Here is a 24,552-nt window from a genome sequence, read left to right on the forward strand (position 1 = left end):
GACAGGTAATATGTGGCCTATAGGTTTGCACCTGTAATGCGCAAGATTCGAGAAGTTTTTGCACGCGCCATATGGTATATACGTTCTATACATGTGTCGCTTCTACTTTTTCAGGCAAAATAAGTCACATTGAAGAAAGGATAATACCATATGGCCAATCTTGTTACCTGGTTCGAAATCCCCACAAGTGATATCGAACGCGCAAAAACTTTTTATCGTACCATCCTGGGCATTAAACAGGAGCTGCGCCAGGAGAATCTGGGCGGAGACATGCCGTATGTCTTCCTGCCGATGGAGCCGGGCGACGTCAGCGGCGCGTTGGTCCAGCACCCGAACTATAAACCCGGCGAGGGTCAGGGTGTATGTGTGTACCTTGTGGTCCATGGCGATTTAAACAACACACTGGCGAAGGTAGAGGAAGCAGGCGGTAGTGTGCTCATCCCCAAGATGCCACTCGGCGAGATGAGCCCCGGCTACATGGCTCAGATCACTGACAGCGAGAGCAACCGCATCGGCCTCTGGTCTGCAGAATAAGCGTCCATGACGGCGGATTCTTAATTGCTGGCCGACGCTGCTAAAGCACGCGTCTACATATAATGGCGTGAGACGCCGTATCATGATATGTAGACACCGTGCTTTAGCAGCGTCAGGCTATCCACGGCTTCATGTTCCTGCTATAGAAAGAAAAGGTTCGATCCATTCGCGGAGCGTGAGGTTTTTCTGCCACCAGACCATGTCTGTGCGGTGCGCCCACTCCCAGATGGCGAGGCGCTCTTTGAGCATGTAGAGCGGGAAGCGAGCTTCAAAGCCTGGACGCGGTGGCTGGAGCTGGAGATAGGTCTTCAGGAAGATATGCGCCAGGTCTGGCCTCTCTTGCGTCATGTAGTCGGCGATGGGGCGTGCGAGATCCTCTTCCGCGTCGCCAAAGTGGCCATGCACATCAAAGACTCCACTGACGTGCCATTCGGCGTCCCGCTCTTCTACGACGACATTCCCTTCTTTATAATCTCCCATAACAAAGTGCGCCTGAAACGGCTCAGCAAGCGTGTGTTTGCCCTGTTCTACAAGTGCCTCTACCCAGAAGCTATCGGCCTCCGTAGTGAGATTGGTTGCTTGCCGGGATAGGGAAAGCAGGCGATAGATCTCTTCTGTGATATATCCCGCATAGGAGGTATGAAAAGGTACGATAGTATCGTGCGTGGCGTCGTGCTCGCCTGGAGCGGACCAGGTAAGGGCATGCATCTGGGCCAGGGTTACACCAAGGGCGGCGGCGATTCGCTGGCGCTGCTGATCGCTGAGCTGACCTCTGATGGCTGGATCGATGAGGGCGAGTCCTGGCATGCGTGGCATGAGGATATAGCTCCAGCCAAAGATATCAGTGTCAGGATCATGCAGGTAGGGCCAGGGAACGGGGACAGCGGTGTGTTCATGCAGTTGCTGCATAAACCAGCGCTCTCGCACGAATTGCTCCGGCCACAAGGGTTTGCCACGCAAGACAAACTCGCCCTGGGCGGTCGTCAGAAAGATGTTCTGGCCAAAGTTTCCAAAGGGAACAGGCTCGGCCTGGAGCAGTGGACCGAGCTGGAAGCGTGTCAGAGCTTCCTGTAACTGCTTATTAGCGACACTTCCAAGACGCTGTGTATATATCCTGGCTGGCATAGAGTAGGCTCCTTCCTCTTAACCATCTAACTGTGTGGAGTGCATAGCCAGTGCTTAGTGTAGCACAATAACGCTACTGGCGTATGTGCCTACTGCTGAACAAGTGCCAGTAGCGTTTGTATCTATCAGCGGAAGTAGCGTGTGGCAGGCGGAGCCAGTTCTTCCCATTCTATGCTTGTCTGTCGCCCCTGGTCGAATTCTTGTGCCAGCAGGGCATGGAGCTGTTGTAGGCGCTCATCGTTTTTGGCGACATCTATCCCTAAGTGCTGGCGCAGTATAAAGATCAGGCCTGCGAGCCCACTCTCCTTGGTAAGCGAGACCTCAAGTGGCCTCCCAAGCAGCTCGGGAACATTGAAGGGGGCATACATCCACCAGAACTTGTTCAGGCCATCAGCATGGACGCCAGCGCGTGTCCTATGCGCGTCACGTCCATAGAGGGGATATTTAGGTGGAACTGGCTCGTTCATCTGGTCATAGAGCTCAACCAGCTCATCCGCCCTCGCGCCCAATACACCGGCCTGCTACCGGATTCAAGTGGTATGCAGAAGCATTAAAGTCTACAGATATGTATGTTTCTTGAGTTTGTCTCTAGTCTTATAAAAAAAATATACCTTGAAAGGGCAATTTGTAGGGTTTAACCATTTGAAGTTTATCCTTTGTTTTTGCTTAGTTTAGGTGCCTTGTGATCGTAGTTGTTATGAATAGGGGGAATTTAACGGAACGAGAGGGAGAAGCACGGTAGCGTTTCGGCCTGTAAGAAAGGCTATCATCTCGTCATCCGGTATTGCTGACGAGTTGTCATCCGTTTGATTGCACTCACCTACTCATACAGGCCATGTATCCATCACCTCTATAAGAGGTGAAAGCGGGAAAGGAACTTTTATGTACAACAGACTCTGCACAAAATTGTTTGGGGCAGTGGTCATCAGTTTCCTCAGCTTTTCCATGTTCGCAATCAGTACGACTCCATACGCTTCTGCCGCTGAACTCAAGAGTTCTGGCTCACAGGCAACCGCAGGAGCACAAAAACCGCTACCGCTTACCACTTTCCAAGAAGGCATAACCGATGGTACCAATGACGGCAACAGCCAGTGCCTGGCTGGAGCTGCGGTACCAACAGTAGTCAGAACAGGTATTACTGCTCTCTACAACGTGGGCTACAGCTCGGGTTTAAACTCGGCATTCCAGAGCTGTAAAAAAGCTACAGCCCCTAGTGGTTTTCAACAAGGTATGACCCTGGGTATCCAAGACGGCAGGACCCAGTGTGCACAAGGAAGAACGGCGCCAGCAGTACTCCGATCTAATCCTGCTCTTGGCTTCGATACAGGCTATAGCCAGGGTTTAACGGCTGGATTCCGGGAGGGCTGTGCAGTAGGAGCTAACATCCCTGGCGGAGGTAACATACCTGTCGGGCAAAACGTACCTGGCGGAGGTAACATACCTGTCGGGCAAAACGTACCTGGCGGAGGTAACATACCTGTCGGGCAAAACGTACCTGGTGGGCAACAAACACCTAATGTATTCCAAAATGCCTTCAATCTTGGTTTCTCAGATGGCCAACTCGAGTGCGGGGAAGGACTAAAGGCGACAGTTGTACGGCAAACCAGTGCCGCCCCCGGCTTCAACGTGGGCTACAGCCAGGGTTTAGCGTCTGGATTCCGGCAGAGCTGTCCAACAGCGATATAAGTGGTAGTTGTTAGGAAGGAAAGTAAGTTTAAGAGGGTGCTACTTTCCTCGATAGTTCCTCCCGGCGCCTGGATAGCATCCAGGCGCTCTCTCATTCCCTCGCTTTGAGTATGAGAGTGGTTGGGAGGAGGAAATTGTTGTCACTTTTACCTCGTGGTCGTCACTGTATGCATAGGGAGAATCTAACTGAACGAGAGAGAATTACCATGATGGTTTTCGGGTGGCAAAAAGACTACTCATCCGTCATTCTGTATTGTTGACAGGTGACCGTTCGTTCAATTGCACTCGCCTACTCATACGGGCAGGGATCAATCATCGATAAGAGGTGAAAACGAGAAAGGAACTTATATGCACAACAAACTCTGCACAAAATTGTTTGGAGCAGTGTTCATCAGTTTCCTTAGTTTCTCCCTATTCGCAATCAGTACGGCTCCACATGGTGCTGCCGCTGGACTCAAGAGTTCTGGCTCACAGGCAGCCGCAGGAGCACAAAAAGCACTACCACTTCCATCCACCAGTGCTTTCCAACGAGGCATGACTCAGGGTATCCTAGACGGCAGAATTCAGTGTGCGGAAGGACTAAAGCAGCCAGGAGCACTCCAATCTAAACCTGTTCCTGGCTTCAATGAGGGCTACCTCCAGGGTTTAAACACGGGATTCCAGAGCTGTAAACAAGCTATGGCAACAGCCCCTCGTGCTTTCCAACAAGGCATGACCCAGGGCATCCAAGACGGCAGACTTCAATGTGCAGAAGGACTAATGCAGCCAGAAGTACGCCAAACCAATCCTGCTACTGGCTTCAATGAGGGCTACAGCCAGGGTTTACAGGCTGGATTCAGCCAAAGTTGTCCAGCAGCGATACAGTAGTAGTTGTTAGGAAGGAAAGTAAGTTCGCATATATAGCGCGGCTTTCCTCAATAGTTCCTCTTGGCGCCTGGATAGCATCCAGGCGCTTTCTCGTTCCCTCGCTTTGAGGTTGCCATATGATGGTTCCCGCTCGTATCGTGCCAGATCAGCCGAAATCCCCTCCAAAGAGAAGTTTTACCCCTTTTTTAGAAATGAAAGCCCTGAGAGCAGAAGCGAAAAACTTGACAAAATAGCAAACATGCGTTAATCTCAATAAACATAAATTTCCTCATGGAGGCCAAAAGCACGTATGCCTGACCACTACTAATGTACACTCATCCACGCTGCTGGTGAAAAAACAGGTAACCACTCTCTGCGTCAAATAACGCTGTCCTTCTCTGTTGAAGAGTGTACAGCTGATATGAATTTGATGTGAGTATGTAAGGTACTTGTCTGTGTGCATGTTGTAGTTTTGGTGAGACAATGGTGCGAGGCCTATCTCCTTTCCAACCCTTTTCTCTCCACGCTTCCTACCAACACAATCAAAGAGGCTTCTCCGCGCGTCTCTTCCGCGCCTAGGCCTGCCCGGTCACCAGTATGCAATCTACGCGTTTCTGCGTTTCTAAATAGTTCCGTTTTAAAGATGCATAAATGGTGCCTGTAGGGTCCAAGCTTGCTTGGACTCCGAGCGCAGCAATGTTCCTGCACCAGATATCGGCCTGCGGGTCGGGCTAGCTCATGCCAGCATGGACCCTATAACGTGGGGATGCCCCATTTGTGCAGATAGGGAGATTTTTCAGGAAAGGATGCAGTGGTGAGTTTTCGACCCTTTACGCGTTACTTTAGCTTGCTTGCACGCTATCTTAAGCCCCAATGGGGAAAAGTCTTGCTTATGTCAGCTCTACTGCTCATTAGCATTGGCCTACAACTCTACAACCCAAAGGTGCTGGGCGACTTTATCAATGCGACGTTACAGCAAGGAATCGGGAAGGGGCTTGTCTGGCTAGCGTTGCTGTACCTGCTTGTCTCATTTCTCAACCAAGGGGCTTCGGTTGTTTCAGAGTATCTGTGCGAGAAGGTGGCCTGGACGGCGACCAATGAGCTGCGCGCCGATCTGCTGGCGCATGTTTTGACGCTTGACCAGACTTTTCATAAACAGCATACCCAGGGTGAACTGCTTGAGCGTATAGACGGAGATGTCAACGATCTCTCGAACTTCTTCTCGAAGTTTTTGGTGCATATGCTCTTCCATCTCCTGCTGCTGTTGGGGATGCTGGTCGTGTTGGCCTCTATCGATTGGCGCCTGGGCGCTAGCATGGGTGGCTACTGCCTGCTGGTCGTGGTGGCCTTGACCTGGATGCGGCGCCCCACGGTTGCACGCTGGATGGTCGCCCGGCAGGCCAGCGCGGAGTTCTTCGGCTTCCTGGGTGAGTCCCTGGCGGCGACGGAGGATATCCGCGCCAATGGCGGCATGAGCTACGTATGGCGGCACTTCTATAACCGCTTCTATCGCTGGTACGCCACCACCTCTCATGCTGGCTGGTCTGGTGCCTCGCCCTGGATTATCTCTCAGGCGCTCTTCGCCCTGGGGCGGGTCCTGGGCCTGGTCCTGGGTGCCTATCTCTGGAGTATAGGGCTGGCCTCGCCCGGCACAGTCTACCTGATTTTTGTCTATAGCTCCCTGCTGATGCAGCCCCTGGACCAGGTGCAGTGGCAACTTCAGAGTCTTAATCAATCCGAATCCTGCATTCGACGTATTGAGGGGCTATTCGCGACGCGCACGGCTATCCAGGATGGACCCGGAGCAAAGCCCGCAATGGGAGCACTTTCGGTAACGTTCGAGCATGTCGCCTTTGGCTATAGCGCGGATGAGCCAGTGCTCAAGGACATGACGTTCCACTTGCCAGCCGGGCATGTCCTGGGCATTGTGGGGCGTACTGGCGGCGGCAAAACGACGATTACGCGCCTGCTCTTTCGTATGTACGATCCACAATCCGGCACTATTCGCCTGAACGAGGTTCCGCTCACTGACATGCGTTTGAACGAGTTGCGCCAGCGTATCAGCTTGATCACGCAGGATGTACAGCTATTCAATACCACGGTTCGCGATAACCTGACCTTCTTCAGGCGAGACATCACGGACGAGCATATTCGCTTGGTCCTGGAAGAGATCGGTCTCCTGCCCTGGTATGCCTCCTTGCCCCAGGGGCTGGAGACCATGCTGGGTACGGGTGGCGAGGGGCTTTCGGCTGGCGAGGCGCAGTTGCTGGCTTTCGCGCGCGTGTTCCTGACTAAACCAGACATTGTGGTGCTCGACGAGGCCTCTTCACGCCTGGATCCTCTTACCGAGAGGCTTATGGGGCAGGCCATGGGCAAGCTTTTTGCCAATCGGACTGGTATCATCATCGCGCACCGCCTGGAGACGCTTCAACACGTGGACGATATTCTTGTTATTGATAATGGCGAGGTTCTGGAGGCGGGCTCACGGGCTGAACTGGCTCAGAATCCAGGCTCGCATTTCGCACGCTTGCTACAGCATGTTGATGGAGCGATCTACGCATGAAGACATATACAATGCTCGCAGCCTTAACGCGCTATCGCCTTTTTTACAAGCTCAGGGCAGTGGTCGGTTCCTTTATCTCCCATGCCTCAACGGTGATCTCTGGCCTGCTGCTCCAGCGACTCTTTGATACACTTTACCAGCGGCCTCACTTCGATCTCGCACTGAGCCTGCTCCTGGTGGCTCTCTTTGCGCTTATTCTGACGCAGATGGCGATTCAATTTATCGGCTTCGATAACACCTTGAAGGAGCATTATCCCGTGCGTGGCCTGCTCTGCCGCAATGTCGTCGCGCAGATCTTCCGGCTACCAGGAGCGCGGGCCCTCAATGTTTCGCCAGGCGAGGCGCTCAATACTCTGCGTGACGATACGGAGACCGTTGCATATGCGCCGAGTATTAGCCTACTTGGAGCCTGGCTCTTCGCCATCGTGGCCATCGTCATTCTCCTGCGCATAGACGCGCTGATTACCCTGCTGGTTCTTGTGCCGCTTGCGCTCGTCATCGTCGTTGCCCAAGCCTTGATAAAGAGGGTGGAGAAGTATCGCGAGGCCAGCCGCAGCGCCACCGGGAAGGTCACGGGTATGATTGGCGAGATTCTGGGAGCGACGCAGGCCATTCAGGTCGCGGGAGCTGAGCGCTCCGTTATCGCGCACTTCCGCCAGCTTAATGGCCTGCGCCTGGCGCAGATGTTGCGTGAGCGCCTACAAAATGACTCTATTAACGCCGTGCTTGGCAACGTGGTTGGCCTGGGAACGGGACTGGTCCTCTTTCTCGCAGCCCTTAACGCTCGTGCGGCTCACCTGACCATCGGTGATATCACGCTCTTTATCTTTTACATCGACTATATCGGGGGCACTATATCAGGAATCGGGGCCGACATGGGCAATCTTGCGCAGGTTAGAGTCTCCTTTGGGCGCCTGCTGGCCTTAATGCAGGGGCAGGAGCACAGGCTAGTCGAGCCTCACCCGGTCTCACTGAAGAAGGGACCAGTATCAATCAATGAAACAACGATAAACTCTCTTCAGGAGAGGCTGGAGCATCTTACGGCCACCGACCTTGCCTATCACCATCCCGGAGGATCGGGAATCGAGGGCATCGAGCTAAGCCTCCGGCGCGGAACGCTCACCGCGATTGTCGGTCGCGTTGGCTCGGGTAAGACGACCCTGGTGCGCACGTTACTGGGCCAGTTGCCCAGAGAGCGGGGCGAGATTCAGTGGAATGGGAAGCTGGTAGCAGACGCGGCTACCTTCTTTGTTCCGCCACGCTCAGCCTACACGCCGCAGATTCCTCACCTCTTTAGCGACACCTTGCAGGCCAATATCCTGCTTGGACAGGCCGAGGAGCAGGTGGATATCCAGGCGGCACTCTATCAAGCTGTGCTGGACCGCGACGTCGCGGGCTTCCCCGAGGGTGTGGGGACAGAGATCGGCACACGTGGCATGAAGCTCTCAGGAGGGCAGGCCCAGCGTACCGCCGCTGCGCGTATGCTAGCGCGCCCAGCACAGCTGCACGTCCTGGATGATCTCTCCAGCGCCCTGGATGTCGAGACCGAGAGCCTGCTCTGGCAGAGACTCTTCGCCCGGCGCGAGCAGACCTATCTTGTCGTCACCCATCGCCGGGCAGTCCTGCACCGTGCCGACCACATCCTCGTGCTCAAAGACGGCCAGCTAGAGGCCCAGGGTACTCTGGCCTATCTGCTAGAGCATTCCAATGAGATGCGTGCCCTCTGGCATGAAGAGCAAGAAGAGAAAGTTGAGGTAAATTAGATAGCTATGGAAGCATATGAAAGTTTTGGACAAAAAAGCCATGTGATAATGAGTGGAGAGGCTGTTGTTGAGCTCATGCGGCTCTGTGAGCAGAATGGTATTGAGGTATTCGTTGATGGTGGCTGGGGTGTCGATGCGCTTTTGGGGAGACAAACGCGCCCACACGCGGACTTAGACATTGCTCTCCAGCACAAGGATGTCCCAAAACTTCGCGCGCTGCTTGAGGCACGCGGTTATAAAGATGTGCCTCGTGATGATACCAGGGATTGTAACTTTGTGATGGGCGATGACAGGGGACATGAGGTAGATTTCCACTCTTACACCTTTGATGCTCACGGAAAGCTTGTCTTTGGCCTGGAGTATCCGTTGGCTTCCTTGACTGGCACCGGGTCCATACAGGGATACTCAGTGAAGTGTATCTCACCTGAATGGATGGTGAAGTTCCATTCAGGCTATGAACTAGATGAAGATGACTATCATGACGTTTTGGCGCTCTGTGAACAATTTGGCATTGCCCTGCCAGCCGAGTACGAGCGATTTACATGAGATGAGGCGAACAACTCTATCTCTTAGGCCCAGGCGCGTGGCAACGGCATCGATCCAGTGCTGGCCACGCGGGCCTACGGAGCAGATTTCGTGCTGGACCTCCCCGGCGTCATGTGTAGTGATGAAAACATAGCATAAACTCTTCAATATATGATGTCGCGAAATTGTCGCGAAATTGTATATAGTTAGTCACATTATTAGATTGTAATATCCTGATCGATGATGTTATAGTAAATATTAATGATATATTTATGCTGTCCAATATCATAATTGCCCTCGAGTATGGACAAACTCTTGCCTTTACAGAAAAAACCTCAAAGAGCATTCTGTGCTGCTGTGTAGGTACCCCCTTCATCTTTTTGGAAAAGAATGCGCTCGCAACCCATTCTGTGCCTGAGCATCAGCAAACCAGGGAAACATAGTTGTTTGAACTGGTAAGAGCTGTTTGCCCTTGCGCACACTTTACATACATAGTCGCGTCATTCTTGTTAACTGAGTAGTTAACAAAATGTAAGGAGGCAAGATGATGATTGCACGAACGAAATGGACATCGCAAGATGTTTCTCAATTGCGCAAGGGGCTGCTCTTTATCAGTCCCTGGCTCATTGGTTTCCTCGTCTTTGTGCTTTATCCACTGATCTACTCGTTGGTCATGAGCTTTGCGCGTTACTCTGGATTGCAGCCACCCGTCTGGCTAGGCTGGCAGAACTACACGCGCCTGTTTACCGATCCCCTGGTCTGGAAATCCGTTGATAATACCGTGTTTTACGCGATTAGAGCAGTACCCATAGGCCTTATCATTGGTCTGCTACTGGCCCTGGCGATGAGCCGCGTGGTAAAAGAGGTATCAGTGTATCGCACGGCATTATATTTGCCATCATTGATTCCTGTTTTTGCGATGTCGTTCATATTTATTGTCCTGATCAATCCTCAATATGGCATCGTCAACGAGTTCCTGGGCCTTTTTGGTGTTCCCAACACAAACTATCTGGGAGATCCGACGGGAGCCAAAAACGTCATTGTAGCTCTGGCCCAGCTAGGAGCGGGAAATACGGCCCTGATCTTCCTTGCCGGGCTGAATAGTATTCCGCAGACGCTCTATGAAGCTGCACGCATTGATGGCGCCAACCGGTTGACGTCGTTTCTGCGTGTTACTTTCCCTCTTCTTTCTCCAGTTATCCTCTTCAACCTGATTACAGGCATCAGTAGCGGCCTCCAGGTCTTTACACCAGCCTATATTATGACAAATGGCGGCCCAGACAACGGCACCCTCTTTTACATGTACTACATGTACAAAAATGCCTTCAGCTATGCCCAGCTAGGCTATGCGTGTGCCCTCTCAGTTGTGCTTTTCCTCGCTGGTCTCTTGCTGGCGGTGATTGTTTATACAATCTCCCAGCGCTTCGTAAACTACGAAATTGTGAGTTAACTCCGAGAACCTGAGACAATCGTTGTCTGATGAGATAGTGTCGACTTTCCAGTTCGTAAAGCTGGTCTATAAGACCGGTGGAATAGAGGAACTGTTGTCACCCAGGAGGAGAAAGAATTTATGAAGGCTGCTCTGAATCCAGCAAACTTTGCCGAGCGGGAGCGTGCTATTGCCCAGCGGAAACGACTGATTGCCACGCGCAAGCTAATTGATAAAAGTTTAACGCGCGTCTTCCTGATTGTCATGTCGGTCATCTTCTTGATACCGCTCTACTGGATGATTGTGACGGCACTCAAATCAAATCCAGAATTGGCGCAAATTCCCCCCACCATCATCCCTCAAAGCTGGGAGTGGGATAACTTCGTGAAGGCTTTTCAGACCATCCCCTTTGCGAGCTACTTCCTGAACTCGATCCTGATTACAGCTCTGACGGTAATAGGAGCCCTGGTATCAAATCTGATTGTGGCCTATGGCTTTTCCTGTATCGAATGGCCGGGGCGCAACCTGGTATTTTACCTGGTCCTGGCAACCATCTTTATTCCTTTCCCGCTGGCGATCATTCCGCAGTTTGATATGTTTGCCTGGTTGCATTGGATTAACACCTACCTGCCCCTTGTCGTACCATCGTTCTTTGCAAGCGCTTTCTACACCTTTATGTTGCGCCAATTTCTGCTCCAGATTCCACGTGACCTGTTGGATGCGGCACGGATCGATGGGGCCAGCGAATGGCGTATCCTCTGGCAAGTTGTTGCGCCGATGGCCAGGCCCGCCCTGGCGGCTGTAGCGATCTTTGCTGCCATCGGAGCATGGAACGATTTCATGGGACCGCTGATCTATCTGCAGGACGACACATTGCAAACGCTCTCCATTGGTTTACAGGCCTTTCGCTCGACGCATGATATTCAGTTCAATCTCTTGATGGCGGCCTCAGTTATGGTGATCGTGCCTGTTACGCTACTCTTCTTTGTCTTTCAGCGTTTCTTCATCCGTGGTGTAACGCTGGGCAGTATTCGCTAGTGCGTCAGAGATGACCTTCCCCGAAAATTGAGCGAAAAGGAGTCAAACAATGGTTGTCCAGCGATATATGCTCAAGGCAGGAGCGTCCCTTCTGTTGCTGCTCCTGTTCTCCGTGGCTATTTCAGCGTGTGGATTTGGGCAGAGCGATTCCCATGAAGTAGTTTTCTGGACTTCAGTCAATGACGACATTGACATCTCAGCCGAGAATCAGATTGTAGCGGCCTTTGAGAAGGAAAATCCCGACTTACATGTGCGTATTGTGAGCAAGCCATCGCCGTCAACTGGCGATGCGACAGCGCTCATCACGTCGGTACGCGGAGGCACACCGCCAGATGTGTACCTGGTGGATCGCTTCACCGTCAGCCAGTACGCGGCTATTGGTCTGCTAACGGACATCCAGCCATTTGTGAAGCAGGATGGAGGAACGCTGGGGAATAACTACCTTCCGTTTGCCTGGAAGGAGGCCTCATATCGAGGCGATTCCTATGGTCTCCCCATGGATACCGATGCGCGTGGCATGTACTATAACAAGGATTTGTTGCGGCAAGCGGGAATTGATCCAGGTCTTTTTGACCCCTCGCATGGCCCCATGACGGTTGACGAGGTGATGAGTATTGCCAGGAAGATGGATAAAACGGACGCGAAGGGAAACTATACCGAGCTAGGCCTGATCCCCTGGTCGGGTCAGGGGTTCCACGCTACCTGGGGCCTGGATTTCTCGGCCAAGTTCTTCAACGATAAGACGTGCCAGGTGACACCAACCGAGCCAGGTTTCGAAACGGCGTTCAGGTATTTTCAGCAATGGTCCAGAGAGTTGGATTATAACAAGGTTGATACGTTTTTAGCTACCTATCAGCCACCCAATGCGCCCCCCAGCCAGACGCCACTGTTTACCGGTCACCTGGGCATGTCGGTTGATGGCAACTGGACACTATCAAGCATTCAGCAGTACGCTCCCAAGCTGAATTATGGCATCACTTACTTGCCGGTGCTACATAAAGGAGATGCCCCCTTTACCTGGTCGGGAGGCTTCTCGCTGGTGATGCCACAGGGCGCGCATAACACAGGCGCCGGATGGAAGTTCATGAAATTTATGACGGGTCCAGAGGGGCAGGCCATCTACACAAAAGTAACAAGCCATCTCCCTACCTGGCAGACCTTGTTGCAGGATGATAAGCTCATTCAAGGTAATCAGCGCTTCTTCGCTGGCATGATGAAATTTTCTGAGAGCCGCCCACCACTTCCGATAGGGGCTCAATACTCGGATGCAATGGATGCGGCACAGTCTTCGATCCTGTTAGGAACGTCGACGGTTGATCAAGCGTTGCAGCAGGTATACCAGCGTTTGCAGCCGCAGATGGACCAATATTGCCCTTTCAAACTGGATTAGACTCGTCCCCAAGTCATGGAGTTACAGTAAAGTAGGGGATATGGAGCGTGCTGGCTGCCGCAGGCAGCCAGCACGCTCCATATCCCCTACCTGGCGCCGCTGCCACGGACGAAGTGGCCGGGCGTCGCGCCGGTGTGCTGGCTGTTGCGGATGACGCGCGTGCCGTTGACCCAGACGTCGCGCACGCCGGTGGAGAGCTGGTGGGCGTCCTCGAAGGTGGCGCGGTCGGCGATGGTCTGGGGGTCGAAGAGGACCACGTCGGCGTAGTAGCCAGGGAGGAGTAGTCCTCGATCTCTTAAGCCCAGGCGCGCGGCGACGGCCCCGCTCATCTTGCGAATGGCGTCCTCTAGCGCCAGGTGCCGCTCCTCGCGCACATATTTGGCCAGGACGCGGGGGTAGGTACCATAGGAGCGTGGATGCGTGGGACCGTGAGGTCTCGCCCAGGTGGGATCGACGCCGCCCGCGTCCGTGGAGATCTTGACCCAGGGCTGGCGCAGGCCGAGTGCCACATTGGCCTCATCCATACTAAAGTAGATGGTGAAGATGCGCTGTTGCTCTGAGATCAGCAGGTCGATCACGGCATCGATCCAGTGCTGCCCCCGCATCTCTGCAATCTCTGAGAGGCGTTTCCCCACATATTGCTGGTTCTCGGACCGTTCGAAGCCGATGGGCATGACGCCCTCGGGACCGATGCCGTGTGCCAGGGCCTCCCACTCGCCCGAGGGGTCAAGCACCTCGGCGCGTACTCTCTCGCGAACAGCGGGATCGCTGAGCCGCTGGTACATCGAGCCACCCTCGGCCAGCCAGGGCGGAAGCACCGAACTCAGGCCAGTTCCCGAGCCAGGATAGGGATACATGTCCGCTGTCACATCGATGCCCGCCTCGCGTGCGCGCTGGATATGCTCAATAGCCAGTTGCATCTTCTGCCAGTTGTGGCTGCCGCTGGCCTTGAGGTGATAGATCTCGACGGGTACGTTGGCTTCGCGCCCAATGGTAATGGCTTCCTCGATGGCTTCTAGCAGTTGCTCGCCCTCGGAGCGCAGGTGTGTGACATAGATCCCACCGTATAGCCCGGCGACCTTTGCGACCTCGATCAGCTCCTCAGTCGAGGTATATGTATCGGGGGGATAGATCAGGGCGTAGGAGACGCCAAAGGCCCCATCCTCCATGGCCTCAGCCATCACGCGGCGCATACGCTCTAGCTCGTCCTGCGTAGGATCACCCATGCGCAGGCCCATGACATACTCGCGCAACGTGCCGCCGCCCAGGAACGATCCCACATTGGGGGAGACGCCGTGCTCAACCATCGCCTCAAGCCAGTGGCGAAAGCGCGTCCAGCCCTTTGCCGGCTCGATCCACTCGCGTACCAACTCCCGCTCCTGTGGCGAGAGGTCGGCGAAGCTATCTGTAATCTGGCCTCCCACGGGCGCTGGGGACCAGCCTTCGCCCATTACCTCTAACGTAACTCCCTGGGTGATCTTGGAGAGGTCGCGTGGATCGCGCATAAGCGGCACATGCGAGTGACTCAGGATATCGATAAAGCCAGGGCTGACCACCAGCCCCTCCGCGTTGACGACCTCGCGCGCCCTCGCGGGCGAAATATGGCCGGGAGGCGCGATCTCTTGAATGCGCTCCCCGGTGATTGCCACATCTCCATAGAACCACGGATTCCCCGTGCCATCGACTATCCGCGCCCCACGAATCAGGATATCTATGCCGTTATTGCTCATGTGTCTCCCCTTCGCTTTTCTCTTTATTGTAACATTTAATGAGCGAGCCTGGACGTGAAGCGCTCGCCATGGCTGTCGGATGAGTTTTCGCAGAAGAAGACGGATCAGGAGGAAAGAAACTGTGCCTTCAAATATCTATCTCTCTACCACCTGGTATGATCCTCGTGCCGAGGTCCAGGCCTCATCGATTCATGGAATGGGGATGGTCGCCAGCCAGCCGATCCATGCAGGCGAGGTCGTGGTCCGTATTGGTGGAACGGTTATGACTGAGGAGGAGTTTCAAGCCTATACCGCGACGGTTGCTCGTTACAATGCCATACAGATTGGGGAAGGGCTGCACCTGGTCGATGTTCCCACAGCTCTGGGAGGTATGAATCATTCCTGCGACGCCAACTTGTGGATGCGCGACGAGGCCACCGTTGTGGCCCGTCGAGACATTGCGGCAGGGGAGGAGCTGACGCAAGATTATGCCCTATACACCACAAGCCCCTCCTGGACCCTCAAGCCATGCTGCTGCGGGACCCCCGTTTGTCGCCAGGTGGTAACAGGCAACGATTGGCAACGGCCAGAGGTCCAGGAGCGCTACCGCGATCACTTCTCCCCATTCCTCAACGAGCGCATCCGCCGCTTACGTGGGGATTAAATAAGTGTCTGAGGCAGTGCATGGCGTTGCCTGCCTCTGGCCCCTACAAATTAGTAAATTTGATAGGTGGTAAGCGAATTTGGATTTGTAAGGCAGGTCAGATAATATTGAGAGTTAATGATGTATGCACTCATATTGTAATTTGGATCGGCTATAGTGGTAACCTGCGGTTTTGAGAGGTTAATGCTACCTATAGGTATAGTCCAGATATGTGCCTCTCCGCTCTCATCTAATGAGGCAAGGGCATTGTAGGTAAGCCAGGTGACAGTACTGACTTTGTGTGCATGTCCCAGATAGTTGGCAAATAATGTATGACTGGTAAACCGATAAATCTTCACTGTCTGGTCAGCGCTGGAGGAGGCAATGCGATTATCCCAGCAAGAGAGGGTTGTAATAGCACCAGAATGCTCATACTGAGTGATTATTGTATCGTCTTGCCAGATCTCAACAAGCCCATCATCGTATCCAATTCCTACATAAAAGTGACTATTGTCTACTGGAAGATGCAAAATAAGGGCAGTAACCTGTCTGGCATTTGGATATGTATACTGAGGAACAGGATGCGTATAGCTGGAAATTCTTGAGAAGTTATATAGATAAACGGTATTATCAGCGCAGGCCACAGCAAGCATGTTATAGCATAAACTTAGGGCTATAACTGGCTTAGGCGCTTGAACCTGATATATGAGCTCTCCTGTTGCAGTGTCCCATATATGGATGTCAGCATCATTCTCACAACAGGAAGCAACCTTTTTGTCACCATAAAAATGGGAAAGGTATTTAGCCGGGCGTGAGTGGCCGGTGTATATGATTCTGGCGTTACTGCCTCTATTAAAGTCAGTGTAGAGGACATAAACACTATTATCAGTACATGCAACTATGTTGTAGGCGACATCTTTGGTATCAGCAAAGGCGGTACCAGTACCAGTGCTCGGTAATGTCCATGTTGATAACCTTTTGGCTTCGCTGAATTTAGGAGTTTGTGGAATAGGATCGTCTGGCGTAACATAGGTCACGGGAGTGGAGGTGGGGTCGGTAGGGACCTGGATGGCGACTGGGGCTGGAGGTTGGCTGTGATTGCTGAGGAGTGCGGGGAGGCTGGCTGCTGCGAGGGCTGAGAGGCCAAGTACGCCTAAACCCAGCACGGTTCGGCGCTGTATCTTTGTTGGAATTGGGGCAGGGGTCAATACTCTATGGTTAAGGTGCGCCTTGAGGGCGGTGTGGGCCTTCCCTAGCTGTTGCTGAACATCGAGCATGCTTGTGGGGCGCTGTTCAGGATTGAGCGCAAGCATACGAGCGATAAAGCTGCCTAGTTCTATGGGAAGACCGGGCGTGATGATGTGAATAGCGGGGAACTCGAAGGGATAGTCGGCCGGGTCTTCGCCCGTGAGCATTTGATGGAGCAGGGCGCCCAGGCTATAGATGTCGGAACGCGGCGTTGTCTGCGCCTTGCCATATTGTTCAGGGGCCGCGTAGCCTGGGGAGCCAAACGGGATCGTGTCCCTGTTCTGGCCAGGCTTGAAGTGGCGCGCAATGCCAAAGTCGATCAGGGTGACGCGTTTACGGGGACCAAGCATGATATTGGCGGGCTTGAGATCACGGTAGATCACGCTTGGCTCCTGGCGGTGCATATACATCAGTACATTACACAGCTCAAGAGCGATCTCAAGCAGGGTGCATATTGTCTGCGGATCGCGATACTTGTCCTGGGCGAGGGTCGAGAAATACTTCTCCAGAGTCTGTCCCTCAATAAAGCTTATGACGAGATACCAGTGCGAGGCATCAGTGAAGTGGTCATAGAGGGTGGGAATCGCCGGATGGTCGAGTGTGCTTAAGATTGTTAGCTCAGTATTAAAGGTGGCGGTGGCATCAATAATCTGTTCCGCGCTCATCCCCTCCAGGTTGATGGCTTTAATGGCGACGAAAAGGCGCTGGTTTTCTCGCTCGCAAGCCTTATAGATGGAGGCATAGCCACCCTCGCCAATCTGCTCAAGAATGTGGTATTTCTGGTGCAGGCGCGAACTGGGCGCTTGCAAGGCGGAAATAGGCGTGCTCTGCCTTGAGGAATGCGGCGCGCTGGCAACGACCTGCATTTGTTGTTGCCCCGAAGAGGAGGAATGCGCGGTTATAGTATTTGAGGTAAGTGGCCTATGACAGTAGGTACATTGGGTAGCGGTGTCGCTATTTTCGGCACCACAATAATCACAAAATAGCATTGTGGGGGCGCTCCTTGTTATGTGCTGGCTTTGCAATTGAGCCTGCTTCGAAATAGTTATAAATATATACATGAGTATAGACGAGAATAGAGGCTGATTGTCAAAGAAATATGCTTTAATATGCTATGATGTGCTTATACTTTGCCAATGGTTGCTTATTTGCTCTGTCTGGGGGCTAGAGGAGAGAGTTGTTATGCCACGAGTGAGCGTCCAGGTTCGCGTGCCTTTCCCCGATGTTGATAGTTCGAGGCGCATCCATTTCACGGCCATGCTGCGCTATTTTGAGGTCGCTGAACATGAGTTGATGCGCGCAATTGGTTTCCCCTATGCGACCGCGCTATGGGGCGTGGCCTTCCCTCGGGTTCATGTGGCCTGCGATTTTCGTGGGGCGGTGCGCTATGATGACCTCCTGAGCGTGGAGGCGCGAGTGGCATACGTGGGGCGTAGCTCGTGGAAGGTGGCCTTTACCGCGCGCGCGCTGCAGGAGGTCGCCTCGGAGCTACAGGTAGGCGATGTTGTGGCCGAGGGTGAGATCGCGATTGTGTGTATGAATCCAAAGAGCGAGCGTGCCCAGCCTCTCCCCGAGGAACTGCGCCAGGCGCTTGAGAGGGAGTAATAGATAAAGGAGATCTGTACTGGGAACCTGTATGGCTCAGCACAAAGAGCGATTAGAGCTAGTGAAGCCGGATGTCAAGTATGCGCAGGCCTACCTGGCGATGATTGATGCGCATTTTGCCAGCGGCGAGGAGTATAACTATAACAATATGTGGCTGGCACGCGAAGACTTCGCTGCCTTTGTGCGTGAGCTGGAGGATGAGGCGCAGGGCATCGGCTTGCTCGTTGGCCTACCTAGGCAACAGACCTATTTTTTGCTCAAGGATGGCGTGCAGATCATTGGCGAGATCCGCTTCCGCCCGCATCTGGAGGAGCCTTACGAGAAGCTTAATGGGCATGTCGGCTACAATATTCACCCTGCTTACCGGGGGCAAGGGTATGGTACGCGCCAGCTGGCCTTGCTCCTAGAGGAGGCGCGCCAACTGGCTCTGCCCGGTGTCTCCATGACGATTGAAGACGAGAATCCCTCCTCTGTGCGCGTGATCCAGAAGAATGGCGGTCGCCTGCTGCGTGTGATGGAGAATCCCCCCTCGATTCGCGTTGAAGAGGAGAACGGAGAACTGGTGGTGAAGGACACCACCAACGAGGGCGAGCGCTGCGCCCTCTGGTGGATTGATCTTTAAACGCTACTAAAGTACGCGTCGTGCAGCTTTGTAGTGCCTGCGGAGCCAGATAGCGCCCGCGACGATGCCTAGCAAGGGAACGCCCACGGCTCCACCTACGCAGGCGGCACTTTTCACATAGGTGAGCGTGCAGTCCGGTGGCGGCGAGCTATAATTCAGGCTGATATAGGGGCTGACGGGGTTGAGGTTGGCTTTGGGCGCCAGGATGGGATCAATCTGCATGTGATCAGGGGTGAAGCTGGTATAGAAACGCGTAAGGTAGGCGTTCTCGGGCATTTCTTTGAGGTAGCTGCCCAGCGCGTATGGACCAACGGGTTGGGCATACTCGGTGACAAAGCCATAGCCCCCTGCCTTCTGAATGGCGGTGTCTATAAGCTGGTAGTAGTTCGCGCCAGGATTGGGCGTGGAAGTGATTTGATCCTGGTCGATATGGATGTCCTGGTAGTTCTGGGGCGCGAAACGCTCGTTCGCCAGGATCGACACCTCCATATTCATCCGCGTATTGATGTCGGTAGCCGCCAGGCGAATAGGGATCATAATCTGTTTCATGACCATGGGAAAGGTGATCTTGACGGGCGCGATACTGGTCGTATCCGCTTTGGCCTGGAGCCTCATGGCGAGGAAATACATGTTTTTCGCCACATAGGGCTGGATAAACTGCTGAGTGCTTGCGGGTACCGCGTACTGGTGAGCTTGTAGCCAGTGGGTAAGCGCTCCGGCGTCACCCGATTTAATCACATCGTAGGCGAAAGGGCCAACCGCTCCACTGCCATAGACGTTGACGTTGGAGCTACTCGTCGTATTGGGCGCGCCTGCTCCCATGCCGCTATAGTGTGGTCGTGTTATATCTGCGTAATCACAGGTGCGGGCAGCAGGTACGACAAACCTGGGAGCAGTAAGCTGCTCCAGCGAGGTGAAGAGGGCTTGCGGCGCCTGGTCTACGCTGGGTACAACGGGTACAGGGAGCACCCAGGCGAAATCCTGGGCCTTCCCTTGATAGCGTATCTGCTCATACAGGGTCGTGCTATGCGCGCCAACAGTAATCAGGAGCCTCTCCGTATCCTGGCTGACCCTTGCCTGGTTTGTACTGGCAAAGAGTCCGCCGCACGCGAGCGCGGAGGCTGGCAGGAGCAGCAGGCAGCACAGCGCGAGCGAGAGGGGCGCGAGGAGTCGTATAAATTTCAGCATGATTTAGGCGCTGAATCCTTTCTAAGGGGTGATGTGTGGGTGGTACGGCGCCCCGTACCATTATATGTAGACGCGTGCTTTATCAGCGTCGTGCCAGCTAAAGATCTCACATAAGGAGACGCTGGTGCAGGGCTTTTTGGTCCCGATGAGGGGTGGCTTCAGAGATATGTTGTGCCTGGAAGATCTGGCGATCTGGTAGGCGCACCGCTGTCAGTGTGCCGCTGCGATAGGCTCCTGTGTCGACGCAGATCTTGTTTGGCTCGACTAGCGGCCTCGCTAGCTTCCAGTGACCAAAGACGACGAGCTTGCCCCAATCATAGTTGCTTTTCAGGAAGCCCCTTGGCCCCCACATCTTACGCGCGGCGGGCGTCTCTTCGAAGGGCAGGCCGGGCAGGACGCCAGCGTGGACGTAGTAGGCGAACGCGTCCTCGTACTCCAGGCGGGTCTCCTCCAGCCAGTAGCCTATCTCGGCGGGCATATGTCTCCTGTTGGCCCTCCAGAGGCGGCGCGCACTTTTCATATTGGGGGCGTCAAGAAACTCTGAGCCATTCCAGCACTCCAGCCAGGCGTCCTCATGGTTGCCCCGGAGAAAGACGCACGAGGGGTGCAGGCGCTGGAGCCTCCGCAACGCTCGTATGGTGGCGAGGGAGTCCTCGCCCTTATCCAGATAATCCCCCAAAAAGACCAGTGTGTCCTGTGGATGCAGGGGCAGGAGTTGCAACAAACGCATAAGAAGCGTAATTTCTCCATGCACATCGCCGATGGCATAGGTCACAGGGCGCGCGCCCAGGTCGTTGCGCTCAGTCCTAAACAGGGCCTCTTCCACCGAGAGATAGGTACGCTCTCTTACAGGTGACAGGAAGCCTGCCACCCTGAGTGCCAGGGCCTTCAGTTTTCGCGAAATAAAAGTTATCACAGTGAATTAAATCAATGCTTTGGGCGGGTAAGGGGTGTGGTGACGATGTGGCTTCGCCACATCGTCACCACACCCCTTACCCGCCCAAAGATCTATGCCTGTTCCTCTTTGTATTTCTGGATGAGGTCGGCGTACCAGAGGCCGCTGTCTTTGATGATGCGGCGCTGGCTGTCGTAGTCGACATAGATGATGCCGAAGCGCTTGCTGTAGCCCTCGGCCCATTCGTAGTTGTCCAGCAATGACCAGGTGAAGTAGCCCTGGACAGGTGCGCCCTGCTCGATGGCGCGCACAATGCCCTGGAGATGCTCTTGCAGGTAAGAGAGGCGACGTGGATCGTGGACGTGTTCGCCGCCGCCCCACTGGTCGCGGAAGGCCGAGCCATTCTCGGTGACGTAGAGTTTTGGCAGGGCATACTCTTTATGCAAGCGTACCAGGAGTTCGGAGAGGGCGTTGGGATAGACCTCCCAGCCCATCTCGGTATAGCTAGCACTGGGAATGGGAGCAACCATTTGACAGGCATCGGCCAGGGGCGCGGGCTCGGTGCCACGAATGACACTGCGGGTATAGTTATTGACGCCCAGGAAGTCGATAGGGGCCGATATAATCTCCATGTCGCCGTCCTCGATGGGTGGGGCCTGGAGTGCCATGTTTTTAAAGAAGTCTTCGGGATAGCTGCCCCGAACGATTGGATCGAGGAGCCAGCGGTCACTGAAGGCGTCGTAGCGCGCCAGGTCGCGCAGAGTCTCAGGGCGGTCGTCGGCGGGATAGCCAGGGGTAAAGTTCAGGGTAATGCCAACCTGGGCGCCGTTTGTGACGTGGGCGCGGATACGTGGCAGGGCGAGGCCATGCCCCAGTAAGAGGTGGTGGCCCGCGTCCAGCGCGCTCTGACGATCCTGTACGCCGGGTGCGTGAACTCCATTGCCATAGCCTAGATAGGCCGAGCACCACGGCTCATTGAGGGTAATCCAGCCCGCGACGCGGTCGCCAAGCCGCCGGGCCACAATTTCTGCATACTCGGCGAAGGCGTAGGCCGTCTCGCGGTTGCGCCAGCCGCCCTTATCCTCCAGGGCCTGGGGGAGATCCCAGTGATAGAGGGTCGCGAAAGGTTGGATGCCCTTACTCAGCAGGGTATCAACCAGGCGCTCATAGAAATCCAGCCCACGGGGGTTGACGTCTCCGTGTCCCTGGGGCAGGATGCGCGGCCAGGCGATGGAGAAGCGGTAGGCCGAGAGGCCCAGGCGCGTCATGAGCGCGATATCATCGTCTACGCGGTGATAGTGGTCATCGGCGACATCGCCATTATGGCCCTGGTAGACTTTGCCGGGGGTCGCGGCAAAGGTGTCCCAGATCGAGGGGCCGCGACCATCCTCATGGGTCGCGCCCTCAATCTGGTAGGAGGCCGTGGCGGCCCCCCAGAGGAAATTAGCCGGGAAGAGCTTTGCCAGGCTGAGCTGTGTTTGTTCGGAGTTGCTGGTTGTCGTCATATCTATCCTTACTAAGCCACCAGGTTTTTGATTTTCTCGCCTTTAGGTTTGCGTTCGTTGCGCAGGCGTGGATTGGCGAATTCATCGACGCCGAAGTTGATCAGCGTGAGGGCCGTGCCCACGAAAGCGATACAGAGCGCAGGCGGCAGGAACCACCAGTAAGCACCCTGGAGGATGGCGTCATTATTATTGACCCAGTAGAGCATGGAGCCCCAACTGACACTGGTAATATCGCCCAGGCCCAGGAATTGCAGTCCGGAAGCAGCCAGGATGGCGTAGATCACGGTGCCAATGAAACCCGACATGACAATCGCAATCTCGTTGGGCAGGATCTCGGCAAAGATGATGTGAAGGATGTTTTCTCCACTGGATTGAGCGGCCTGCACAAAATCACGGCTGCGCATCGACATGGTCTGTGCGCGAATAACGCGTGCATTCCAGGACCAGCTCGTTACGGTCAGAACCAGTGCGATGGTCAGGTCGCCCTTGACGGGGAAGAAGGCCGCCAGCACGATAGCCAGGGGGAGGCCAGGGATGACCAGGAAGATATTGATGAAAATCGAGAGGATATCATCAACGATCCCGCCGAAGTAGCCCGCGATCAGCCCGATGGCGGTCGAGAAAGCCGTGATAAGTAGCCCAGTTATGAAGCCCCAGAGGATGGAGGAGCGTGCTCCAACAATGGTCTGGGCGAAGACATCCTGCCCGGTTTGTGTCGTGCCGAACAAGAACTGGCCCGAGGGCGAAGCCAGGTTAGGTCCAACGTTGAGGGCGTTAGGATCGGTATGGATAAACACTGGGCCGAAGAGCGCGATAAGGATAAAGATGGCCAGGATGACCAGGCCCGCGCCGACCTTGCGATTGATTGTGACCAGGCGCCAGAGATCACTCAGACGCCCAGTGGTGGGAGGCGGCGCTCCGATGCCCGCCATGCCCGAAGCCCCAACGGTCAGGGTGCTCTCGACGCTGGTGCGTGACGCGACATGTGTTGAGCTGCCTGTTGCCTGGGTATTGCTTGTATCAGGTTGAGTCGAGCTCATAAACGTTTAACCCCTTTCTTGGCGAACACGCGGATCAAGCACGGTATAGACCATGTCAACCAGGAAGTTGGCGGTCATAACGGCGACCGTAATAATGAGGAAGATGCCCTGCATCAAGGCATAATCCGAGTTCTGCACTGCCTGGAAGAGCGAGTAGCCAATGCCTGGATAAGAGAAGACGATTTCGAGGAAGAGCTGGCCCGCGACCACCTGGCCAAGCGCGATAGCGAAACCGGTGATATTGGGCAAAATGGCGTTGCGCGCGGCATAGTTGATCATGACGCGGCGCGTGGCAAGTCCCTTGGCCTGGGCCATGAGCACATAATCTTCAGAGAGCGTCATAATCATAGCATTACGCATACCAAGCATCCAGCCCGAGATGCTGGCCACAACAAAAGTGATGGCGGGTAGGATGGCATGCTGGATAGCACTGGAGATAAAATCAGGCGACCAGTCGGGCGAAATGAAGCGATCATAGCCGCCGCTGACGGGGAACCAGTTGAGGGTAAAACCAAAGATGTAGAGCAGGATCAGGGCCAGGCAGAAGTAAGGGATGGCCGAGATAAAGGTCATGAGGGGTGGCAGCAGGCTATCCAGGAAGGAGTTGCGGCGCCAGGCGATGATAACGCCCAGGAGCGTACCCAGGGCAAAGCTAAGGACCAGCGAGACCAGCACCAGGACCAGTGTCCAGGGGAGTTCCTGCCCGATGGCTTCCGCCACTGGCGTTGGGAAGTAGGTGATGGAGAGGCCGAGATTGCCGTGGAGCAGATTATTGAGGTACTGGAAATACTGAACCCAGAGCGGATCGTTGGTGATGCCAAATTGTAGTTCAATTGCGTGAATAGCCTCGGGCCTGATGCGACCCTGGAAGCGAGCCACAAAGATCAATGCCGGGTTGCCAGGCGCCAGGCGCGGGATTAGGAAATTGAGGGTGAGCGACGCCCACAGGGCGATAAGGTAAAAGCCCAGGCGGCGTAACAGGTGACGCATACAGGAACTCCTTTGTGAATAGGACAAATAGTCTCTTGCAAAATGTGTAGGGGTTCTCCAGGTTGGTAGGGACCCGGTTTAGCGCGTCCGAATGCCATTTATGGCAGTGCGGCGCTAGCCTGGCTTTTTCCAGAGAACAAGTGACCCATTACGCGATACGGTGCAGGAACGTTTTGGGCTAGCGCCGAAGTGCGATTAATCGCCTTCG

General features: G+C 54.5%; 19 protein-coding genes. 10 read left to right on the forward strand and 9 right to left on the reverse strand.

Annotated features, from left to right (window positions below; translation table 11 throughout):
* The first annotated feature begins 150 nt into the window (after window positions 1–150).
* Entirely contained in the window at window positions 151–534 is a 384-nt protein-coding gene (locus KRAC_RS49950) for a VOC family protein (RefSeq protein WP_007920433.1), read from the forward strand.
* Window positions 535–663: 129 nt separating this feature from the next.
* On the opposite strand, the gene KRAC_RS49955 is transcribed toward KRAC_RS49950, so the two are convergent.
* A complete protein-coding gene (locus KRAC_RS49955; RefSeq protein ID WP_007920434.1) occupies window positions 664–1,659 on the reverse strand; it encodes a phosphotransferase family protein in 996 nt (331 codons plus the stop codon).
* Between the two features lie 125 nt (window positions 1,660–1,784).
* Window positions 1,785–2,168, reverse strand: a complete 384-nt coding sequence (locus tag KRAC_RS49960) for a hypothetical protein (protein ID WP_040447458.1) — start codon at window positions 2,166–2,168, stop codon at window positions 1,785–1,787.
* A gap of 2,837 nt (window positions 2,169–5,005) precedes the next feature.
* On the opposite strand from KRAC_RS49960, the gene KRAC_RS49975 reads away from it, so the two are divergent.
* From KRAC_RS49975 to KRAC_RS50000, 6 genes are all read left to right on the forward strand, one after another.
* Window positions 5,006–6,754 (forward strand): ABC transporter ATP-binding protein, encoded by a 1,749-nt coding sequence (locus KRAC_RS49975; protein ID WP_040448253.1) that lies wholly within the window; start codon window positions 5,006–5,008, stop codon window positions 6,752–6,754.
* Window positions 6,751–8,517 carry an ATP-binding cassette domain-containing protein gene (locus KRAC_RS49980; RefSeq protein WP_007920439.1) on the forward strand — a complete coding sequence of 589 codons (1,767 nt, stop codon included), beginning with the start codon at window positions 6,751–6,753 and terminating at the stop codon, window positions 8,515–8,517. The genes KRAC_RS49975 and KRAC_RS49980 overlap by 4 nt, the downstream gene beginning before the upstream one ends.
* Before the next feature lie 48 nt (window positions 8,518–8,565).
* The gene (locus KRAC_RS49985; protein WP_040448254.1) at window positions 8,566–9,063 is read left to right on the forward strand and encodes a nucleotidyltransferase domain-containing protein; all 498 of its coding nucleotides are present in this window, start codon (window positions 8,566–8,568) and stop codon (window positions 9,061–9,063) included.
* 523 nt (window positions 9,064–9,586) lie between these two features.
* Entirely contained in the window at window positions 9,587–10,492 is a 906-nt protein-coding gene (locus tag KRAC_RS49990) for a carbohydrate ABC transporter permease (RefSeq protein ID WP_157508045.1), read from the forward strand.
* A 120-nt stretch (window positions 10,493–10,612) separates the two neighbouring features.
* Window positions 10,613–11,509, forward strand: coding sequence for a carbohydrate ABC transporter permease (locus tag KRAC_RS49995; protein ID WP_007920444.1), 897 nt, complete (start codon window positions 10,613–10,615; stop codon window positions 11,507–11,509).
* 49 nt (window positions 11,510–11,558) lie between these two features.
* On the forward strand, window positions 11,559–12,899 hold the full coding sequence (locus KRAC_RS50000; RefSeq protein WP_007920446.1) for an ABC transporter substrate-binding protein: 1,341 nt from the start codon (window positions 11,559–11,561) through the stop codon (window positions 12,897–12,899).
* Between the two features lie 86 nt (window positions 12,900–12,985).
* On the opposite strand, the gene KRAC_RS50005 is transcribed toward KRAC_RS50000, so the two are convergent.
* Window positions 12,986–14,629 carry an N-acyl-D-amino-acid deacylase family protein gene (locus tag KRAC_RS50005; RefSeq protein ID WP_007920447.1) on the reverse strand — a complete coding sequence of 548 codons (1,644 nt, stop codon included), beginning with the start codon at window positions 14,627–14,629 and terminating at the stop codon, window positions 12,986–12,988.
* 121 nt (window positions 14,630–14,750) lie between these two features.
* Here KRAC_RS50005 and KRAC_RS64160 point away from each other — a divergent pair, with 121 nt between their 5' ends.
* Window positions 14,751–15,272, forward strand: a complete 522-nt coding sequence (locus KRAC_RS64160) for an SET domain-containing protein (RefSeq protein ID WP_007920448.1) — start codon at window positions 14,751–14,753, stop codon at window positions 15,270–15,272.
* 50 nt (window positions 15,273–15,322) lie between these two features.
* On the opposite strand, the gene KRAC_RS64165 is transcribed toward KRAC_RS64160, so the two are convergent.
* Window positions 15,323–17,488, reverse strand: coding sequence for a serine/threonine-protein kinase (locus KRAC_RS64165; RefSeq protein ID WP_007920449.1), 2,166 nt, complete (start codon window positions 17,486–17,488; stop codon window positions 15,323–15,325).
* Window positions 17,489–17,681: 193 nt separating this feature from the next.
* Here KRAC_RS64165 and KRAC_RS50020 point away from each other — a divergent pair, with 193 nt between their 5' ends.
* Entirely contained in the window at window positions 17,682–18,104 is a 423-nt protein-coding gene (locus KRAC_RS50020; protein WP_007920450.1) for an acyl-CoA thioesterase, read from the forward strand.
* A gap of 31 nt (window positions 18,105–18,135) precedes the next feature.
* A complete protein-coding gene (locus tag KRAC_RS64170; protein WP_007920451.1) occupies window positions 18,136–18,726 on the forward strand; it encodes a GNAT family N-acetyltransferase in 591 nt (196 codons plus the stop codon).
* A gap of 6 nt (window positions 18,727–18,732) precedes the next feature.
* Here KRAC_RS64170 and KRAC_RS50030 read toward each other — a convergent pair whose 3' ends face one another.
* The 5 genes from KRAC_RS50030 to KRAC_RS50050 form a co-directional block, all read right to left on the reverse strand.
* Window positions 18,733–19,914 (reverse strand): DUF2330 domain-containing protein, encoded by a 1,182-nt coding sequence (locus KRAC_RS50030; protein WP_007920452.1) that lies wholly within the window; start codon window positions 19,912–19,914, stop codon window positions 18,733–18,735.
* 106 nt (window positions 19,915–20,020) lie between these two features.
* Complete coding sequence (locus tag KRAC_RS50035) at window positions 20,021–20,830, reverse strand: metallophosphoesterase (RefSeq protein WP_040447460.1); 810 nt, start codon at window positions 20,828–20,830, stop codon at window positions 20,021–20,023.
* A 92-nt stretch (window positions 20,831–20,922) separates the two neighbouring features.
* Window positions 20,923–22,314 carry a GH1 family beta-glucosidase gene (locus KRAC_RS50040; protein ID WP_007920454.1) on the reverse strand — a complete coding sequence of 464 codons (1,392 nt, stop codon included), beginning with the start codon at window positions 22,312–22,314 and terminating at the stop codon, window positions 20,923–20,925.
* Between the two features lie 11 nt (window positions 22,315–22,325).
* Window positions 22,326–23,354, reverse strand: a complete 1,029-nt coding sequence (locus tag KRAC_RS50045; RefSeq protein ID WP_007920455.1) for an ABC transporter permease — start codon at window positions 23,352–23,354, stop codon at window positions 22,326–22,328.
* Between the two features lie 6 nt (window positions 23,355–23,360).
* On the reverse strand, window positions 23,361–24,344 hold the full coding sequence (locus tag KRAC_RS50050; protein ID WP_007920456.1) for an ABC transporter permease: 984 nt from the start codon (window positions 24,342–24,344) through the stop codon (window positions 23,361–23,363).
* Window positions 24,345–24,552 lie beyond the last annotated feature (208 nt).

The organism is Ktedonobacter racemifer DSM 44963 (assembly GCF_000178855.1).
GTDB lineage: Bacteria > Chloroflexota > Ktedonobacteria > Ktedonobacterales > Ktedonobacteraceae > Ktedonobacter > Ktedonobacter racemifer.

Bases quoted from the DNA above. Each gene is read 5' to 3' on its own strand.
- KRAC_RS49950 (WP_007920433.1), top strand. From the start codon at position 151: ATGGCCAATCTTGTTACCTGGTTCGAAATCCCCACAAGTGATATCGAA.
- KRAC_RS49955 (WP_007920434.1), bottom strand. From the start codon at position 1,659: ATGCCAGCCAGGATATATACACAGCGTCTTGGAAGTGTCGCTAATAAG.
- KRAC_RS49980 (WP_007920439.1), top strand. From the start codon at position 6,751: ATGAAGACATATACAATGCTCGCAGCCTTAACGCGCTATCGCCTTTTT.
- KRAC_RS49985 (WP_040448254.1), top strand. From the start codon at position 8,566: ATGAGTGGAGAGGCTGTTGTTGAGCTCATGCGGCTCTGTGAGCAGAAT.
- KRAC_RS49990 (WP_157508045.1), top strand. From the start codon at position 9,587: ATGATGATTGCACGAACGAAATGGACATCGCAAGATGTTTCTCAATTG.
- KRAC_RS49995 (WP_007920444.1), top strand. From the start codon at position 10,613: ATGAAGGCTGCTCTGAATCCAGCAAACTTTGCCGAGCGGGAGCGTGCT.
- KRAC_RS50000 (WP_007920446.1), top strand. From the start codon at position 11,559: ATGGTTGTCCAGCGATATATGCTCAAGGCAGGAGCGTCCCTTCTGTTG.
- KRAC_RS50005 (WP_007920447.1), bottom strand. From the start codon at position 14,629: ATGAGCAATAACGGCATAGATATCCTGATTCGTGGGGCGCGGATAGTC.
- KRAC_RS64165 (WP_007920449.1), bottom strand. From the start codon at position 17,488: ATGCTATTTTGTGATTATTGTGGTGCCGAAAATAGCGACACCGCTACC.
- KRAC_RS50020 (WP_007920450.1), top strand. From the start codon at position 17,682: ATGCCACGAGTGAGCGTCCAGGTTCGCGTGCCTTTCCCCGATGTTGAT.
- KRAC_RS64170 (WP_007920451.1), top strand. From the start codon at position 18,136: ATGGCTCAGCACAAAGAGCGATTAGAGCTAGTGAAGCCGGATGTCAAG.
- KRAC_RS50030 (WP_007920452.1), bottom strand. From the start codon at position 19,914: ATGCTGAAATTTATACGACTCCTCGCGCCCCTCTCGCTCGCGCTGTGC.
- KRAC_RS50040 (WP_007920454.1), bottom strand. From the start codon at position 22,314: ATGACGACAACCAGCAACTCCGAACAAACACAGCTCAGCCTGGCAAAG.
- KRAC_RS50045 (WP_007920455.1), bottom strand. From the start codon at position 23,354: ATGAGCTCGACTCAACCTGATACAAGCAATACCCAGGCAACAGGCAGC.
- KRAC_RS50050 (WP_007920456.1), bottom strand. From the start codon at position 24,344: ATGCGTCACCTGTTACGCCGCCTGGGCTTTTACCTTATCGCCCTGTGG.